Origin of the sequence: Xanthomonas translucens pv. undulosa (assembly GCF_017301775.1) — a bacterium.
Taxonomy (GTDB): Bacteria; Pseudomonadota; Gammaproteobacteria; order Xanthomonadales; family Xanthomonadaceae; genus Xanthomonas_A; species Xanthomonas_A translucens.
The window spans coordinates 2,316,763-2,333,590 of the sequence record NZ_CP063993.1 but is presented as its reverse complement, the minus strand read 5'-3'; the positions used below and the strand labels follow the sequence as shown (position 1 = coordinate 2,333,590).

At 66.9% G+C, this 16,828-nt stretch carries 14 protein-coding genes; 11 read left to right on the top strand and 3 right to left on the bottom strand.

Annotated features, from left to right (window positions below):
* Positions 1-400: 400 nt before the first annotated feature.
* Positions 401-2,473, top strand: a complete 2,073-nt coding sequence (gene xopX, locus ISN38_RS09905) for a XopX family type III secretion system effector (protein ID WP_425509966.1) — start codon at positions 401-403, stop codon at positions 2,471-2,473.
* 419 nt (positions 2,474-2,892) lie between these two features.
* On the opposite strand, the gene ISN38_RS09900 is transcribed toward xopX, so the two are convergent.
* Both ISN38_RS09900 and ISN38_RS09895 read right to left on the bottom strand, forming a co-directional pair.
* On the bottom strand, positions 2,893-3,132 hold the full coding sequence (locus ISN38_RS09900) for a hypothetical protein (RefSeq protein WP_139115846.1): 240 nt from the start codon (positions 3,130-3,132) through the stop codon (positions 2,893-2,895).
* Positions 3,133-3,174: 42 nt separating this feature from the next.
* Positions 3,175-4,560, bottom strand: a complete 1,386-nt coding sequence (locus tag ISN38_RS09895) for a type III secretion system effector protein (RefSeq protein WP_081316186.1) — start codon at positions 4,558-4,560, stop codon at positions 3,175-3,177.
* A gap of 797 nt (positions 4,561-5,357) precedes the next feature.
* On the opposite strand from ISN38_RS09895, the gene ISN38_RS09890 reads away from it, so the two are divergent.
* The 10 genes from ISN38_RS09890 to ISN38_RS09845 all read left to right on the top strand — a co-directional run bounded on the left by ISN38_RS09890 (position 5,358) and on the right by ISN38_RS09845 (position 14,741).
* A complete protein-coding gene (locus tag ISN38_RS09890) occupies positions 5,358-6,017 on the top strand; it encodes an epoxyqueuosine reductase QueH (protein WP_058363161.1) in 660 nt (219 codons plus the stop codon).
* An 80-nt stretch (positions 6,018-6,097) separates the two neighbouring features.
* Positions 6,098-6,325: a hypothetical protein gene (locus tag ISN38_RS09885; RefSeq protein ID WP_004425549.1), complete on the top strand. Its 228-nt coding sequence runs from the start codon at positions 6,098-6,100 to the stop codon at positions 6,323-6,325.
* Positions 6,326-6,530: 205 nt separating this feature from the next.
* The gene (locus ISN38_RS09880) at positions 6,531-6,926 is read left to right on the top strand and encodes a VOC family protein (RefSeq protein WP_004425546.1); all 396 of its coding nucleotides are present in this window, start codon (positions 6,531-6,533) and stop codon (positions 6,924-6,926) included.
* 397 nt (positions 6,927-7,323) lie between these two features.
* Complete coding sequence (locus tag ISN38_RS09875) at positions 7,324-7,734, top strand: hypothetical protein (RefSeq protein WP_004425543.1); 411 nt, start codon at positions 7,324-7,326, stop codon at positions 7,732-7,734.
* 212 nt (positions 7,735-7,946) lie between these two features.
* The gene (locus tag ISN38_RS09870; RefSeq protein ID WP_038236736.1) at positions 7,947-10,343 is read left to right on the top strand and encodes a TonB-dependent receptor; all 2,397 of its coding nucleotides are present in this window, start codon (positions 7,947-7,949) and stop codon (positions 10,341-10,343) included.
* 466 nt (positions 10,344-10,809) lie between these two features.
* Positions 10,810-11,181, top strand: a complete 372-nt coding sequence (locus ISN38_RS09865) for a TonB-dependent receptor (protein WP_047324359.1) — start codon at positions 10,810-10,812, stop codon at positions 11,179-11,181.
* Positions 11,182-11,187: 6 nt separating this feature from the next.
* Complete coding sequence (locus tag ISN38_RS09860; RefSeq protein WP_004425538.1) at positions 11,188-11,484, top strand: hypothetical protein; 297 nt, start codon at positions 11,188-11,190, stop codon at positions 11,482-11,484.
* Entirely contained in the window at positions 11,474-11,746 is a 273-nt protein-coding gene (locus ISN38_RS09855) for a hypothetical protein (RefSeq protein WP_004425535.1), read from the top strand. Before ISN38_RS09860 ends, ISN38_RS09855 begins: the two co-directional genes overlap by 11 nt.
* Positions 11,743-13,290, top strand: coding sequence for a PepSY-associated TM helix domain-containing protein (locus tag ISN38_RS09850; RefSeq protein ID WP_206711775.1), 1,548 nt, complete (start codon positions 11,743-11,745; stop codon positions 13,288-13,290). The genes ISN38_RS09855 and ISN38_RS09850 overlap by 4 nt, the downstream gene beginning before the upstream one ends.
* A gap of 269 nt (positions 13,291-13,559) precedes the next feature.
* On the top strand, positions 13,560-14,741 hold the full coding sequence (locus ISN38_RS09845; protein WP_004425532.1) for a GGDEF domain-containing protein: 1,182 nt from the start codon (positions 13,560-13,562) through the stop codon (positions 14,739-14,741).
* A 259-nt stretch (positions 14,742-15,000) separates the two neighbouring features.
* Here ISN38_RS09845 and ISN38_RS09840 read toward each other — a convergent pair whose 3' ends face one another.
* Positions 15,001-16,656 carry a carboxylesterase/lipase family protein gene (locus tag ISN38_RS09840; protein ID WP_206711774.1) on the bottom strand — a complete coding sequence of 552 codons (1,656 nt, stop codon included), beginning with the start codon at positions 16,654-16,656 and terminating at the stop codon, positions 15,001-15,003.
* Positions 16,657-16,828: the final 172 nt, after the last annotated feature.

The window sequence follows — 16,828 nt, the reverse complement described above, 5'->3', positions numbered from 1 at the left end:
GCCAGATCCGCTCGGCCCGCTCCAACCACCTGCGGCGATGGCCGGGCGCTTTGTTCCAGGGTCTCCCGCTTGCGTCCGATGCCCCGGATCACCCTGACCAGCACGCTGCGTTGCCGGCGCCGCACCCGCCGCACCCGCTTGAACTGGCGCGCGTGGGCGTAGCCGCAGGCCCGCCGGCTCAGTCCTGGCGCTTCGCGCTCACATGCACGCCGTTGGCTGTCGCCGGATCGCTATGCCACAAAACAATGGCAATGCAATGACAGTGTGCGCCTCGAGGTTCTGCTGGAAGCACACTATTTCGCGCCACGCAGGACCGGCTGCACATGTTTGTTCACATTACCTAAACCAGCCAGACATCTCGGTTGGTATCCGCCCCCCACGGACCATTGATGGTGACCAAATGAAACCACAGGCCGCAGGCCCCTCTTCCTCAGTCCCAATGCACGCGCCTTCGGATAAAGAAGCAGTCGTGACAATTGACTCCCCCTCATCGCCGGCAGCATCGCCGGCAGCGGCGCCGGTCGACCCGGCCTTGTCAGCGCTCCCCCCGCGCAGCCGCTCTACCGCATCGGCCGCCGCCTCCATGCGCTCCTCTGCGACCGATGACCTCTTGCTTGAATCGCACCCGCCCTCGCTAGAGGACACCGTCCACACCTCCGCGTCGGCAACGCTCGCCACGCGCGCGAGCGCCGCGCTGACAGGCGGCGTTAAGCGAGCGTCCACTGCGCTATCGACAGCCGCCTCCAATCTCTGGTCGCTCTCCGACCTGCGCACGATGCTGCAGATGCATGCGGACGATCCGGCGTTCTTGACGATCATGAAAGGCGAGGATCCGGAAAGAATGACGCCGCATACCTTGTCGTCCTGTCGACAGCAAATGCAGGACCTGAGCGAACTCATCAAACATGCAGAAGGGCTGGGAACGCATCAGCGCAAGCAGTTGCAGAGCGACATCAAGGCCGTAATGGACGCCCTGCAGCCGCTCGATCACGCCACCCCGGTCAGCTCACGCGTCTTGAAGTCGATCGCCAATCTCGTCAATTTCTGGCCGGTCGTGGTTCCCAGCCCGCTGATGGGCAAGCAGGCAAAAACCTTCGCCTTCACCATGTCCACTGCCACCAAGGGCGTACTCGCGCTGTCCGCCTCGGCGTTGCGCCCCAGCGCCGACGGCCTGCCCTTTCCGCTCGCCGGAGGTCAGCTGGGCCGCGAGGCCAACGAAGGGCATCTCTACAACGTGCTGATCAACACGCTTTTTCTCACCACCGAACTTCCGAAGAAATTCGGCGACCCGGCGTTGCGCAAGCAAGCCGAGGCGGTCAGCCAGAATATGGCGTATGGCGCAGGCCTTTCGGTGACCTTCACAGCCATCATGCTGACGCCCTTCCTGTGGAACAGCCTCAGCAAACTCGGCAACAACCTGCTGGACAAAGGCGCACGCGTGGGGGCAGCCACAGCGCAGGCGGTGGGTCTGAACAAACAGGCGCAGCAACTACGCGCGCGCCTGACGCCTGCCCAGATCAATGAAGCGCTGCGCGACCAGTTACAGCAAATCCGCGGACAAGTGGACGCCTCCTGCGATGCCTTTCAAAAGGCGCGACTAGACTTCGTCGGTGAGGACGGAGGCAAGGAACTCACCAGGACGGTGAATATGCAATGCACGCATTTGCTGGAAACGCTGGACGCGTGCAGCAAACGGCTCGCCAGCGTACTGCAGCTCGATGGCAACCAGACGCCGAGTCTGTCGCGCGAAATTCACAACCAGGATTTCTCCTCCAAGTTGGCATTGACGCTACTGGCCACCGCGGTGACCGGCTCGACCATCTACCTCGTCCAGCCGGATCGGTTGGGAACGATCAATCTGCTCAGCGACACCTGCATCGTGACCGCGGTGATGGGGCAATCGGCATGGAACAAGCAGGCCACTCGGCAGGACGCAATGGAACGTTTCAAGGGCATGTGCGGGGGCAGCATGGTCATCGCGCTTGCGCTGGGCGCAGAGAAACTGTCCAAGACGTTCGCCGACAAGAGCCTGATCGAGTCTTCGCCCAATGCGCAGTTCTATGCCGGCGTCATCATGTCGCTGATGGCGGTGACGATGCCGGGCCCGATCGCCCGCAGCGCAGAAATGGCGATGAACCTGGCAGGAAGCGGCCTGAAGCGTCTATTCACCGGCCCCGACGGAACCGCACTCGCGACAGACGCACCTGGCTCTCCCGAGGAAATGCAGGAACGCATGGAGAGCACCGCACGATACCTGGAAGAATTGTCCCCGGAGCAGCAGGATGCTTACGCAAGAATGGTTGGCGAGAACGTCGCGCAGGCGGTGCAAGATGCCGGTGCGCAGGCGCAGGCGCAGGCGCAGGCGCAGGTGCCGCACAGCAGCGTCACCATCACCGAGATCGAAGACGACGACCAACCCGCTGCGCCCGAGCAGGCGGCGGCGAGCAGTGCGAACCGGCCGCGCGCCGACTGAGCGCTTGTGCGCTGTGCGATGCCGTCGCCGCAAACGCGGCAAAGCCGGTATCGGTGCGTCGCCTGGTGCTGTCACGGCACGCATGTGGGGAGGCCATCGAAATCAACCGCTTCGGATCAAAACGCACCATTTCGCAGGATCTGCTTATTGCCGAGCTTTTCCCGCCGATGGTCCATCACCGACGGGAGGCCTGACACAGGGGCAAGAGGCTGAGGTTTCCCCACGTTTTTCAGGTGACAGACCTCATGTCGTGACTGGCCTGCGCTGATAGCTGGCGCAATGCGTGGAACATGGAAAATGAAAGGAAGGTCAAATAAAAGCAAATAAAAGGACCAAGCAAATAAAAGGACCAGAGGAAGTATCTGTTTCAAAACCAACTTTCCTCCGGCCCTTTTGTCCTGAAGCGCCGGCCGGCACGCTCAACGCGGCGTGCCGGCCACGCGCTTGGCGGACGGCTCGCGTCGCAGTTCCTGTTGCAATCGCCAAAGCGCCGCATAGACATCCACTCTGGCATCGCCGATGAGCGATGCATACGCCTGCGCAAGCTCGGGTTCGATCAGTCTGGCCTCGAGGCCGCGGCCCTGTTCGTGCTGGGGCTGGATCCGGTCATTGCAGGGTGGCGATCGCGTGCACAGGTGCGCGTCGCGGCGAAATGACAATCGGATCCCTTCAGGCTGCGTCGCCTCGCGGCCTCGCCCCGATCATGTCCGGGCTCTGTGCACGATATCGTTGATAAAGCCGGCATTGCGCTCCAATACCTGGTCCACCAAGCCGGCATCCGGCATCCATGGGGCTTTGGCAATGTCGCCCAAGCCTTGATGCAACGCAAGCAGCGATGCGGTCGAAGCGTGGACATCGAGCGCGGCATACCAGCGTTTGACCGCTTGCGCTTCAGGTGTGGCGTTCTGGTGCAGTGCGTCGCGCAGGCAGTCGACAACGGCGGCGTGGACTGATTCAAGACCCCTGGCATAGCGGCTTTTCATCACGCTGCCGTCGAGCAGCACATCCAGCGCGAGTGCGGGATTGTCGATAACCTTTCCCCAGCCATGCCGCGGCGGATTCCGTGGATCTGCGGGTGTGTCGTTCTCCCATTCGTAGCGGAATCCGGTGACATCGATGCTCACGGTCTTGTTCCGGCCGTCGTCGCCCGGGACGACCAGCATGTTGTCCGGCCCAAGATCGGAATCTTCGCCCAGGGTGAATCTGGCCAGCAGGGAAACGAACAGGCCGTCCAATCCCTTGTCGTCCAACGTTTCCTTCAGCGCCTGCTTGCCCGCGCGGAGATGGTCGGGGTTATTGATCTGCGCCATCAGCGCTTGCGCCTGCGTGAGTTCATCCGAATTCGCGCTGCTCGTGGCCGGGGGGGCCTTGACCAGGGCGGCGGCACGCTTGGCGTCCTTGAGCGACACGCCGCGCGGAAGAAAGGCCTCGGTCAGGAACGTATCCAGCGGCTTGGCCTCCGGGATGAGCCGGGACGCAATCAGCGCATTGTTCTGCACGGCCAGCAGGGACGAATCGGGCATGTGCTTCTTCGGCAAGTAAGTGCCTTGCAATGCGTTGACCAATTGCTGTCCAGCTGCCACGTTGATGACGTCGAACAATATCGGCACACCGAGCGTATTCCTCAATTGAGGGTCTGCGTCAACGAGGCTTGCATGAATGTCGCCGACATCGGCGATGTCCAACGCGTCGGTCTTCGCTTTGTCTGCGAGTTGCTTGCCCTTGTCCGTCTGCAGAAAGGCGTGGAACGCCTGGATCAGCACTCGCTTCTGGTTGCCCTGCTTGGGGTCGGTCTTCAAGAGCCTGGTCGCGCCGTCGACAATGAAGCCAAGGCGCTTGTTCGCCTGGTCGACCTGTCCGTTCACGCAAAACGTGACCGCTTGACCCAGCAAGCTGCGCGAGATTCCGGTTTTGACGAGATGCTCTTGGCCGTCGATCATGCCGATCATGCCGACGTCGCTGCCGCCCAGTACCTTCTTCGAGCGCGAGAACACTACGCCATTGCCGGACATCGCCGCTGCCGCCGGAACGCGGCCGGCATCGCGGTCGGTCGACAGGAACGACAGATGTCTGACGATCGAGAACATGTGCCGATCGGGGCGATCGGCGTGCGCCGGCGATGCGGCATGGGGCATTGGCGCGGAACTCGCTGCGGGCGGCGTTGCGCTCGCGCGTGGAGGCGATGCCGCGCCACCCGGCGCGCTCCTGCGCGGCGCCAGTCCCTCCAGCCGAGGGTCGCCAGCGTGCTCGCGCGTCGGAGCGGCAGGGGCGCTTTGCGGTTGTCGATCGCTGTTGACAGGGGGCGGCGAACCCGCGGTTCCCGCCGAGCGATTGATACGAGAGTCCATGAGGCGTCCATCAACCAATGGCGAAATGGTCCAATGCACAGGAGCGCGATGCAACGCCGCTGGGCGCAATCGCAAACGGATAAGCGAACAAACGCTTCGCGCAACATCGGAACCGGATAGCGGAATCTTGGGCCTGCGCCCGCTTCAGGTCCGTTCACACGCGGGCCCTGCATCTCCGACACGCGCGCGATGCATGAGACGACGGAAAAGGCCGCGTCGAGCTGATCGCATCGGCTGAAATTCCGGCGAAATCGCTCCGATCGCAGGAACAACCCTTCGACTTGGTGCCGCTTTTTTGTAGACTTCCCGAGCGTGGTTCCATGACGGCCATCGCGGAGGATTGGCCGGCGCGACCGGATCGACCTCCCGCTGCCGCCTTGGAGCGGCCATGCCTGAACACGCGACGTGGTTTGGCCTCCACCGGGCAAGGCAATAGGTTGACCGAGGCGCAGCCGTGGGCCAAGGTCCGCCTGGTCCGTGACATCACCGGCAGGGCGCGGAACCCAGCCGGCCCGAATCATCGCAGGAGCTAGCCCATGAACCGATCGCCAGAGACGCTGACCTTGCCCAACGCGGGCGGACGCCTGCTGCTGCACTCGTGCTGCGCGCCATGTTCCGGGGAGCTGATGGAGGCGTTCGTGGCCTCGGGGATCGCCTATACGGTCTTCTTCTACAACCCCAACATCCACCCGCTGAAGGAATACGAACTGCGCAAGCAGGAGAACATCCGCTTCGCCGAGAAGCACGGTGTGCCCTTCATCGATGGCGACTACGACACCGACAACTGGTTCGCCCGCGCCAAGGGCATGGAGAACGAGCCGGAGCGTGGCATCCGCTGCACGATGTGCTTCGACATGCGCTTCGAGCGCACGGCCTTGTACGCGCACGAGCACGGTTTTGCGGTGATGACCAGTTCGCTGGGCATCTCGCGCTGGAAGAACATGCAGCAGATCAACGACTGCGGACACCGGGCCGCAGCGCCTTACCAGGGCCTGGTGTACTGGGACTACAACTGGCGCAAGGGCGGCGGAAGCGCGCGCATGATCGAGATCAGCAAGCGCGAGAATTTCTATCAGCAGGAATACTGTGGGTGCGTCTATTCGCTGCGCGACAGCAACCGGCACCGCCGCGCGCAGGGCCGCGAGCGCATCCGCCTGGGCTTGAAGTTCTACGGCGAGCAAGAGCCGGAGACGTGAAACGCCGCGCTGCGCGATGGCGGGTTTTCCGGCAGAGCGCCGGACATCTTCCTTGATGCAGTGCAACGAACGGCCAGCGCATGACGACCGGCGAAACCTGCCTTGCCGCTCGACAAACGATGTCGCGCATGCGCGATCGCATCGACGATGCTGCCGCTCTCGAACTGACGGGGGAAGGGATGATCGCCGTCGATGAAGCGCATTTCCCCGAACGGGCAATGGATGCGGCGATAGCGCATCTCGAGGGGGCGCAGCGCGCCAGGGTTGCAGCGCCAGCTGGCTGCACGCCCGGTTTCCCGAGCGCGTGACGCATCGCGCACGGCCGAGCAAGTACCGCTGCATTCGCATGTTCGCCGCTGCGACGCATCCCGACGCCGAGGTCCGATTCGCGTACGAAATGTTCAGGGGCGAGGATGCGTGTTGGTCGATCAATGTGCAGGATGCGTTTGTGCGATTCTGCTCACGGTGCGGCCAGGCGCTGCCCAACCACGCCTTCGAACCGGAGCCCATTGCATGAGCACCTCCCATCCCGTCCATGCCCTCGCCGTGATCTACGCCAGCAACATCGAGCGGGTCGCGGAGTTCTACAGGAAGACGCTCTCGCTCGCGCTTGTGGAACAGCAGGACGCTTTCGTGGTGGTGGGGAATTCCCACTACGAAATAGCGGTGGTCCGCATGGCGGGCGACAGGGGACAGGCTACCGCACCTGAGCCGCTCCACGTCAGAACCGAGACGCCAATCAAGTGCGCGTTCCTGGTGGAGAGCCTGGAGCGGGCCCGGTCCGCTGCCGAGTCCTGTGGCGGCGCTTTCAAGCCGCTCGCGTCGGCGTGGCGCTGGCGCGAGCAACTGCACCTGGATGGCCATGATCCGGAAGGCAATGTCGTACAGGTCCGGGCCATCGCCACCTGACGCGTTGCAGTGCCGGCGCCGCTTCGCGGCACCATTTCGCCGTTGTGCAATGCGTTCGGACCAAGCTGCTTGGCGCGGCCGACCTGGCCGCAGGACATCGATCAGGAGCACATGATGGCCGTCCTCCTTAGCAGCGTTGTCCTGACGGCCACGACGTAGCGACAAGCGACGTCGTCTGTCCCACCTGCGGTAAAAAATTTCGCCGATGCGGGTCGATTGATGCCAAGCGACGACCCTTGCCGTTCGGGTGACTGGGCTGGTGGCGCGTGCGCCCCAAGCGTCATTGGATCGCAGATGGCTGCAAACTTCGCACCGATCGTAAGATCGCTTCGGCAACGCGCAGCGGTCATGCAGCTCCCGTATCCTTGCCCGCCTCTGCCGTCCACGGATAAACCGAATGTCGTTGCGCACCGTGTCGTTGCTTGCCTGTCTGTTGTTCGGCGCGGCGCCATTGGCGCATGCGCAGAAGCACTGCCTGCCGTATGGCCCGATCAAGGTCACGCTGTCCGGCAAGCTGGAGCGGCGTGCGGGAGCAGCGCCGGTCGGCGCTGCCGCGTCGGCCGGTGGCGCCAGCGAGGTGCTGATGCTGCCGACGCCGGTGTGCGTGGCGGCGTCGCCCACGGGACAGGCGCCGCGCCATGAGGATGTGCGCCGCCTGCGCCTGGCGCTGAGCAAGGACCAGGCGGTACACCTGGAAGAGGAAGGCGCCGGGCAGATCGTGCGCGTCACCGGCATGCTGTCCGAGGCCGCAGTGGGTGAAGACCCGCCCAATCTGCGGTTGACGGTGATCGGGATCGATAGCGACTGATACGGCGCTGCACGCGGTGAGGCCGCAGGCACAGGCCCGCCTGCTGGCGAGGAGCGGGCTTGCAGTGCATGCCATCGCGCGCATGCCGGCGATGCCACGGAGTTGCAACATGGATGACATATCGTGCCGCACTACGCCATATCATGGCGCGCCGTCGCGAGCTGCTGCGCAAGCCGAACGGAATCGTCATCCAGCGCCCTAAAGGAACCGCCATGTTGCTGCATTCCCCTGTTTGCGCGCGCCGCTCGGCCGCGCGTTCGTCGCGCCTGGCTGGCGCTCCGGTCCGCCACCGCCTGGCTCAGGCCTGTGCCGGCCTGTTGTTGGCCTCGGTCGCCACCGCGGCCGTCGCGCAGGACGCGTCGCCATCGCTGGTCGGCACCGCGCCGCAGGCCACGCGCAACGCGGCGTCGGGCGCTGCGGCGACTTCGCTGGACACCGTCACCGTCACCGCCGAGCACCGCGAGCAGAATCTGCAGGAAGTGCCTGTGTCCGTGGGTGTGGTGCAGGGCGATGCGATGCGCAACTACACCGCCGGCGGCGACGATACGTTGCTGGCGCTGTCCGGCCGGGTGCCCAGTTTCTACGCCGAGACCACCACCGGGCGCATCTTTCCGCGCTTCTACATCCGCGGCCTGGGCAACATCGATTTCTACCTCGGCGCCTCGCAGCCGGTGTCGATCATCCAAGACGACGTGGTGCTGGAGCACGTGGTGCTGAAGTCCAACCCGGTTTACGACCTGGATCAGGTGGAAGTGCTGCGCGGCCCGCAGGGGTCGCTGTTCGGCCGCAACACCACCGCCGGCATCGTCAAGTTCGACAGCATCAAGCCCAGCGCCGACTACAGCGGCCGGCTCAGCGCCAGCTACGGCAGCTATGGCACCACCTCGCTCGACGGCGGCTTCGGCGGCCCGATCAACGATATGCTGTCGTTCCGCGTGTCGGCGCTGTACCAGCACCGCGACGACTGGGTGGACAACACCTACAGCGGCCCCAGCGCCGACGGCACGGTCACGCCGAAGAAGGACGCGATGGGCGGCTACGACGACCGCAACGCGCGCCTGCAGCTGCTGCTCAAGCCGAGCGAGAACTTCTCGCTGCTGGCCTCGGCGCATACCCGCGACTACGACGGCACCTCCACGCTGTTCCTGCGCAATGCGGTCACCAACGGCTCCAACAAGGTCGATGTGCCGCGCGATCAGGTCGCCTACGACGAGGCGCACGACAACCCGCAGGCGTACACGACCCACGGCGGCTCGCTCAAGGCGGTGTACGACTTCGGCGGCGTGTCGCTGACCTCGATCAGCGCCTACGAGACCACCTCCGGCGACAGCCGCGGCGATACCGACGGCGGCGCGGCGGCGAACTATCCGGTCAACGGCGTGGCCAACGGCTACGGCCAGTCGATGGGCCAGGTGCGCGACCTGGACCAGTACACGCAGGAGCTGCGCCTGGCCAGCGAAGGCGACGCGGCGCTGCAGTGGCAGGCCGGCGCGTTCTACTTCGACGGCAAGGACACCACCGATTTCTACCAGCGCGCCTATTTCTTGCAGACCGCCGCGCGCAACCCGAACAACTGGGTGCGCCTGCGCAACAGCAACACCTCGTGGGCCGGGTTCGGCCAGCTGACCTACAAGGCCACCGACGCGCTGACCCTGACCGCGGGCGTGCGCCAGACCCGAGACAGCAAGGAAACCAGGCTGCTCAAGACCGCCGACACCGCCGCCGGCGGGGTCACCTACCGCGGCCGCCGCGACGTGCGCATGGCCGATACGCAGCCGAGCTGGGACTTCAGCGCGATGTACGCGATCGACGACAACGTCAGCGTGTACGCGAAGGTGGCGCGCGGCTTCCGCGGCCCGACCATCCAGGGCCGCTCGGCGGTGTTCAACTCCGACTTCACCACCGCCGATTCGGAGACCATCCTGTCGTGGGAAGCGGGCATCAAGAGCAGCCTGTTCGACAACCGCCTGCGCCTGAACGTCACCGGCTTCACCTACACGGTCGACGACATCCAGCTCAACGGCAACGACTCCAACGGCAACGGCGTGCTGTTCAATGCGGACAAGGCCAAGGCCTACGGCATGGAAGCCGACCTGGACTGGCGCCCGATCCCGAACCTGTCGCTGAGCGCCGGACTGAGCCTGCTGCACAGCGAGATCCAGGACACGCGCGTCTACGCGCAGGTGTGCGCGCTGAACGGCGTGGTGGTGTGCATGGTGAACGATCCGACCATCAAGGTCGGCGCCAACACCTTCGCCCAGATCGATGGCAATCCGCTGCCGAACGCGCCCACCTACAACGTCAACCTGGCTGCGCGCTACGACATCCCGGTCGCCGACGGCGGCGCGTTCTTCGTGGCCACCGATTGGAACAAGCAGGGCAAGACCAGCTTCGTGCTGTACGACTCGACCGAATTCAATTCCAAGGGCAGTTTCGAAGGCGGGTTGAAGCTGGGCTACAGCGGCGATTACGGCGCGTGGGAAGTGGCGGCGTTCGCGCGCAACATCACCAACGAGAAGAACCTCAAGGGCGTGATCGAGAACTACATGGCGGCGGTGTACAACGAACCGCGCATCGTCGGTCTGTCGGTGGACGTGCATTGGCATTGATGCGCAAAAGGCCGGTGCTCCTGTAACGCGATTCCGGCTGGACTCGGGCCAGCGGCCGCGCTGGCGCAGCCTGCCGCTTGGCTGGTTGCGGTGGCCGTCTAGACGGCTTGTGCAGGAGCAACGGTCTTCAGTCGCGACGAGCGCAGCGGCGGGCCTTCCGGCTTCGGACGTTGTCGCGGCTGAAGCCGCCTACAGTGCAACCAGCAGGTGATCCGCAGGCCGTGTAGGAGCGGCTTCAGCCGCGACAGGTGTTATCGATAGATCCTGTCGCGGCTGAAGCCGCTCCTGCAGAAGGCTGCTTGGTCGTCCTGGAGAGCGGGAGATCCCATGTTGGAGATCCCCCATGCCTGGCCAACTGCCATGGCAATCCTCGATACGCCGCACGAATGTGTGGCTGCCATCTTCACACTCTGTTAAAGTGCGCGCCCAGCGCTGCCGGGTCCGGCAGCCAGGCACAGCCGTCGCCATGCCTCCGTCCGATTTTCTTTCACGGAGCGATGCGCGTGCGCGTCAATTTGCTGCCCTTGTCCGTTTCCGTCGCCGCGGTGCTGGCCCTGCATGCTCCAGCGCCTGCGCTGGCCGCGGCGGCTGGGTCGCCAACCTCAACGCCAACTTCCGCGACACCGTCTACACCGACATCGGCACCGATGTGCCGCAGCTGGCCTCGCGCACCCTGCTCAACGCCAAGTTCGGCTACGAGAACCTGAACTGGAGCGCGTGGGTGTTCGCCAACAACCTGCTCGACCGGCAGTACATCCAGTACCGCTGGGCGGATCAGCCGGTCGCCATCCTCGGCGCGCCGCGCGTGGTCGGCATCGGCTTCGAGGCGCGCTGGTAATCCACCATGGCCACGCACGCGCTGACCACCGCCCTGTACCTGCTTGCCGCGCCGCTGGCGGCGCTGGCGTTCTACCTGGCCACCGCGCACCAGCGCATGCGTCCGGGCTGGCGCCGGCATGCGCGCGCGCTGCGCATGGCCGGCGTGCTGCTGAGCACGCTGGCGCTGGTCGCGGCGATCGCCGCGCTCGGGGTGTGGGCCGGTACATTCGCGGCGCTGAGCGCGCTGATGCTGGCCGCGGTCGCGCTGCCGTTCCTGGATGCGTGGCGGCAGCTGGGTGGAGGCCGCACCGGTGTGGGCTAGGTGGCTGGCGGCGATCGTGCTTGGCCTGCCGCTGGCGGTCGGCGTGGTCGGGCTGTGCGTGCTGCTGTGGCCGGGCGCGCTGCGGGTGCATACGCTGCCCTGGTTGCTGCTGATGTTCCCGCTGTGGATCGGCGCGATGTCGCTGGCATTCGTATTGCGCAGCGGCGCGCGCGCCTGGCTGTGGCTGGGCCTGGCGACGCTGCTGTGCCATGGCCTGTTGTACGCGTTGAAGGCCGCCGGCCTGGTGCAGGTGACGGCATGAAGGCGGCGACCCTGCGCCAGTTCCTGTCCGCCCACAGCTGGATGGGCCTGCTCGCCGGCATAGCCTTGTTCATCGCCTTCTATGTCGGCGCGATCACCGTGTTCACCCACGAACTCGGCGACTGGCCGCGCCCGGCCGCCGCGGTCGCGCCGCCGGCGCAGGCACCGGAACAGGCGGCGCAGGCGCTGGCCGACGCGGTGCTGGCGCGCTACCCGGCGCTGGCCGAATCGTTCACCCTGACCCTGCCGGACGAGCACGGCGCGCCGCCGCGGCTGTATGCGTTCGGGCCGCCGGCGCAGCCGTTCGGCGGCACGGTGCAGTTCCAGCCCGGTGCCGACGGGCAACCGCTGCAACTGCCGCAACGCAGCGGTTTCGTCGAGTTCCTGTACGACCTGCATTTCACCGCCGGCTTGCCGCGCACCTTCGGCACCTATCTGTTCGGCGTGGTCTGCATCCTCTATGGCCTGGCCCTGGTCAGCGGCGTGGTGCTGTATGCGCCGGTGTTCCTGAAGGACCTGTTCGCGCTGCGCGCCGGGCGCAACGTCAAGCGCCTGTGGCAGGACGCGCACAACGTGATCGGCATGCTGTCGCTGCCGTTCCACGTGATCTTCGCCTGGTCCGGCGCGGTCCTGGCCCTGGGCGTGCTGCTGCTGGCGCCATTCCAGTACCTGGTGTTCGACGGCAAGCTGATGCAGGTGCTGGAGCCGGATCTGGAGCTGACGCCGCACGCGCAGCCGGCGCACATCAAGGCGCCGCTGCTGCCGGTGGCCGACCTGCTGGCGCGGGCGCGCGCGGCCAGTCCGGGCTTCGCGCCGGACAGCCTGTCCTTCCACGACGCCGGCGATGCCAATGCGCGTGTGGAAATCTACGGCCAGCAGCCGCAGCGCCGGCTCAACACGATGGCCGGCGTGGCCATGGAAGCGGCCACCGGCAAGGTGCTGCGGGTGCTGGCGCCGCAGACCATGGCGCCCGGCGTGGCGTCGCTGCGCGGGCTGCAGGCGCTGCACTACGCCAACTTCGGCGGGGCGCCGGTGCGCTGGCTGTATTTCCTGCTCGGTTTGGGCGGCGCGTTCCTGTTCTACAGCGGCAATCTGCTGTGGGTGGAGGCGCGGCGCAAGCGACGCCAGCAGGCGCAGCCGTGGCGTACGCACGCGCTGGCGCGGCTCACCGTTGGCCTCTGCCTGAGCTGCGTGGCCGGGGTATCGGCGCTGTTCGTCGCCGCGCGGCTGTTGCCGCCGGGGCAGGAGCGTGTCGTGTACTACGCCGTGTTCGGTCTGGGCGTGGCCTGGGCGCTGCTGCGTCCCACCGCGCGTGGCGCGTACGAACTGCTGTTGGCCTGCGCCGTGCTGACCGCGCTGGTGCCGCTGGCCGCGCTGCGCGGGGCCGGCGGCTGGGTGGCGCCGTGGAGCAGCACGCTGTTGTTGGCGGTGGATGGCTGCGCCTTGGGCCTTGCTTGGGCGTATTGGCAGATGGCGCGCGCGACCCATCGGCGTGGCCGCAACGGCGATCCCAACAGCGTCTGGGCGCTACCGGCGAAGACCTGAGCGCCGTCCCTCGGCCGTCGCGCGGGCCGCTGTGGCTGCCCGCGGCACGCGCTGTCGCATGCCAGCCGTGGCGTGTCCACGCTGCATCCTGTCGCTGGCATGCGCTGCGCATCGCGCGCCTGCGTGGCGGACAACAGTGGACAATTGCGCGCCATTGACTTCTCATGTACGCGGAAGTCGAAGTCTGCAGCGCTGGCGCTGGGCGTCGTACGGTGAATTGTGTGACAGCCACCGCGTTCTGTTCCAGGCTGCCGCGTATAGGGGATCGCATGCACCACCGCTACGAAGGACCGCCGGACGCTGCATCCGGCGAGGACTACGCCAGGCAACTGCATCACGGCTTTGCCGCGCTGCGTTTCGACCCGCCGCTGGAACGGGCGTATCGCCGCTACACCGCATCGACCATGGGCTTCGCGCAACGCGTGGCGGCCTCGCTCGGGGTGCTGATCGCGCTGGCGTTGCTGGCCTGGGATGCGCTGCATTTCGGTTGGTCGGGCAGCACCGGGCTGGCCGGCTATGCGGTGGCGGTGCGCGCGGCCACCTTGCTGGCGCTGCTGTGGGTGGCGGTGGCGATCCATCGCGCGCATGCGCACGGGCCGGGCCGCGCGGCGCTGCTGCTGCTGGTCGGCGGCACCGGGCTGGTGCTGTCGAGCATCGGCTATCCGCCGCAGGAACTGCGCTATGCCGCTGCGGTGATGACCCTGGTGATCTTCGCCGGCTTCTTCCCGCTGGGCCTGGCCCTGTGGCAGAGCGTGGCGGTGGCGCTGATCCTGTGTGCGATCAGCGCCGTGGCCGCGCACCTGCTGCTGGACAGCACCGCGCAGGCGGGCTATCTGCGGCTGCAGTGGTTGCTGTGGGCGGCGGTGCCGATCGGCGCGGTCGGCGGCTACTTGCGCGAGCATTCGCGCCGCGAGGGGTTTCTGCAGCGCCGGGTGCGCGACGACGAGGCCTTGCGCGACGCGCTCACCGGCCTGGGCGATCGCCGCCGCTTCGACGAACACCTGGCGTTGGCGTTGGCCGAGACCCGGCGCCTGCAGCGCGGGCTTGCACTGATCCTGGTCGAAGTGGATGGATACGCCGCCTTCGTGCAGCGCTACGGCCCGCGCGAGGCCGACCGCGCGGTGGTGGACGTGGCCGAGGTGCTGCAATGCCTGCTGCGGCCGATGGACGTGACCATGCGCATCGACGCCGACCGCTTCGCGCTGGTGCTGTACGACGCCAGCGGCGCGCACCTGCGCCAGGTCGCGCCGGCCTTGCGCGACATGGTCGAGCTGCTGGCGATCGCGCACGCCGACATGGCCAACGAACAGTTGAGTGTCAGCGTCGGCGCTTTGCTCGCCACGCCCACCGACACCGCCGCCACGCTGATGCAACGCGCCGAAGCGCTGCTGCAGCGCGCGCGCATCGGCGGCGGCAATCAGGTGGTGCTGGCCGAGGACACCGGCTGGTAGCGCGCTGGCGGTCGACGCGGACTGGACGCGCATGGCGGCTGGCCTGTGTGCGCCAGCCGATGAGCAGTCGTTGCGGCCCCACATGCAGGCGGGAGCGGTTATCCTCTCAATTCAATGAACGTTGTGGGAGTCGCTCCCACAAAAAGCGGCGCCATCTCGAGCGAAGCTGCGCCGTGGCCTCGATCCGGATGAAGTCACTGCCGCGACCGTTTGCCAATGCGCGGAAACACGGTGTGGTTGTCTGTTCGCATCCGCCGGCTCACAACGTCCCGCGCTGCACGAACGGCACCTGCTGGTAGAGCCGGCGTTCGCCGCCGCGCGGGTCGTGCGCCAGGCGGCTGTCGGCGTCGAACAACATGGTCTCGCGCCGGGCCAGCGAATACGGTTCCCAGCGTGGCAGCCCGGCGTGGGTGGGATCGCCGTGGCGGGCGAAGGCGAGCAGCGCCTCGCTCATCGCATCGGCCACGCGCTGCGCGTCGGCGCCGTCGCCGGTGCGCGAACCGGGCTGGCGAATGTTGTCGAACACCAGCGGGATGTCCAGGGTGTGGAACGCGCCGAACTTGCCGCCGTCCAGTGGCGAGCCCCAGTCCAGCTGGTAGGCCCAGGTCGGCGCGCCCTGCTGCGCGCGCGCCTGGGCTTCCTCGATCGCGCCGCGCCATGAGCGCCCGGCGGTGGTCGCGGCGAAGAACACCGCGCTCGGCGTGTAGTGCGGATACAGCCGCCGGTATTCGGCGATCACCACCTGCGGCAGCAGGTCCACGAATTGTTCCTGCTCCAGCTTGGCCGGCAGCGTGTCCCAGCTCAGCGCGAAGTTGGCCGGATCGTTGCCGAGGAAGGCGCGGGTCTCGTCGTGGGTGTTGCCGATCACCATGGGGATCTTCGCCGACTGCGGCGGCGCGTCCGGCCAGAACGGATGCCGGTGCAGCACCTGCGCATCCAGCACCGGCCCCAGGTACAGGGAGGTGTTCTCTGCCCGCGACGGATCGCGCGTGCGGGTGGCCTCGAGCAGGCGCTGCATCGGCAGTGTGCGCAGCACGGCCAGCTGCGTGGCGTCTAGCTGCAAGGCCTGCAGCAGCAGTTGCGCGCGCTGGGTGGCCGCGCGCGGCCCGGCGGCGGTGAGCTGCTGGCCGCTCATGGTCCACGCGCGGTGGAACAGGCCCTGCGCGGCCGGCATCGCCATCAGCGTGGCGATCTTGGCGCCGCCGCCGGACTGGCCGAACACGGTGACGTTGCCGGCATCGCCGCCGAACTCGGCCGCGTGCACGCGCACCCACTGCAGCGCCTGCACCAGGTCGAGCTGGCCGACATTGCCGGACGCGGCGAACGCGGCGCCGCCGAGCTGCGCCAGGTACAGATAGCCGAAGGCGTTGAGGCGGTGGTTGACGCTGATCACCACCACGTCGCCGCGCCGGCACAGGCGCGCGCCGTCGTACAGCGGATCGCTGCCGGAGCCGTTGCTGTAGGCGCCGCCGTGGATGTAGAACAGGATCGGGCGCTTTGCGCCGTCGCGCAGGGCGCGCGTCCACAGGTTGAGGAACAGGCAGTCCTCGCTGACCGGGTCGAGCTTGAGCTGCGGCGCGGAAGCGGCGTAGCGGATGCAATCGCGCACGCCGCGCCACGGTTGTTCCTGCAGCGCTGGCTGGAAACGGCGCGGCGCGGTGTCGGCGCCATAGGGAATGCCCTTGAACACCTGCACGCCCTGGACGCGGCAGCCGCGGATGCGGCCGCTGCGGGTGCGCGCCAGCGGCGCTTGCGGGTCGGCGGACGCGGCGCCGACGCTGCCACCGGGTAGGGCGCCGCTTAATGCCAGTGCGCTGAGCGCGCCGCCGTGCAGGAAGCGGCGCCGGCCGTGGTCGTCGGGTGCGGTGGACGCGGCGGCAAGGTCGGCAGGCGGGAGGGTGGCGGGCGTGGTCATGCGTGGCGGAGTCCGTAGGCAAGCGCCAGCGGCCACGGGCGAAGGCCCGCGCCTGCAGCGGAAAGGGTCGGCTGGATGCAGCGCGGCATGCCTGTGGCGAGCGCCGCGCAGGGCGGCCCGATGCGGGCCGGGTTCGTGCGCCCGTTCATGGCGGTGTGGTCGACGGCAACGC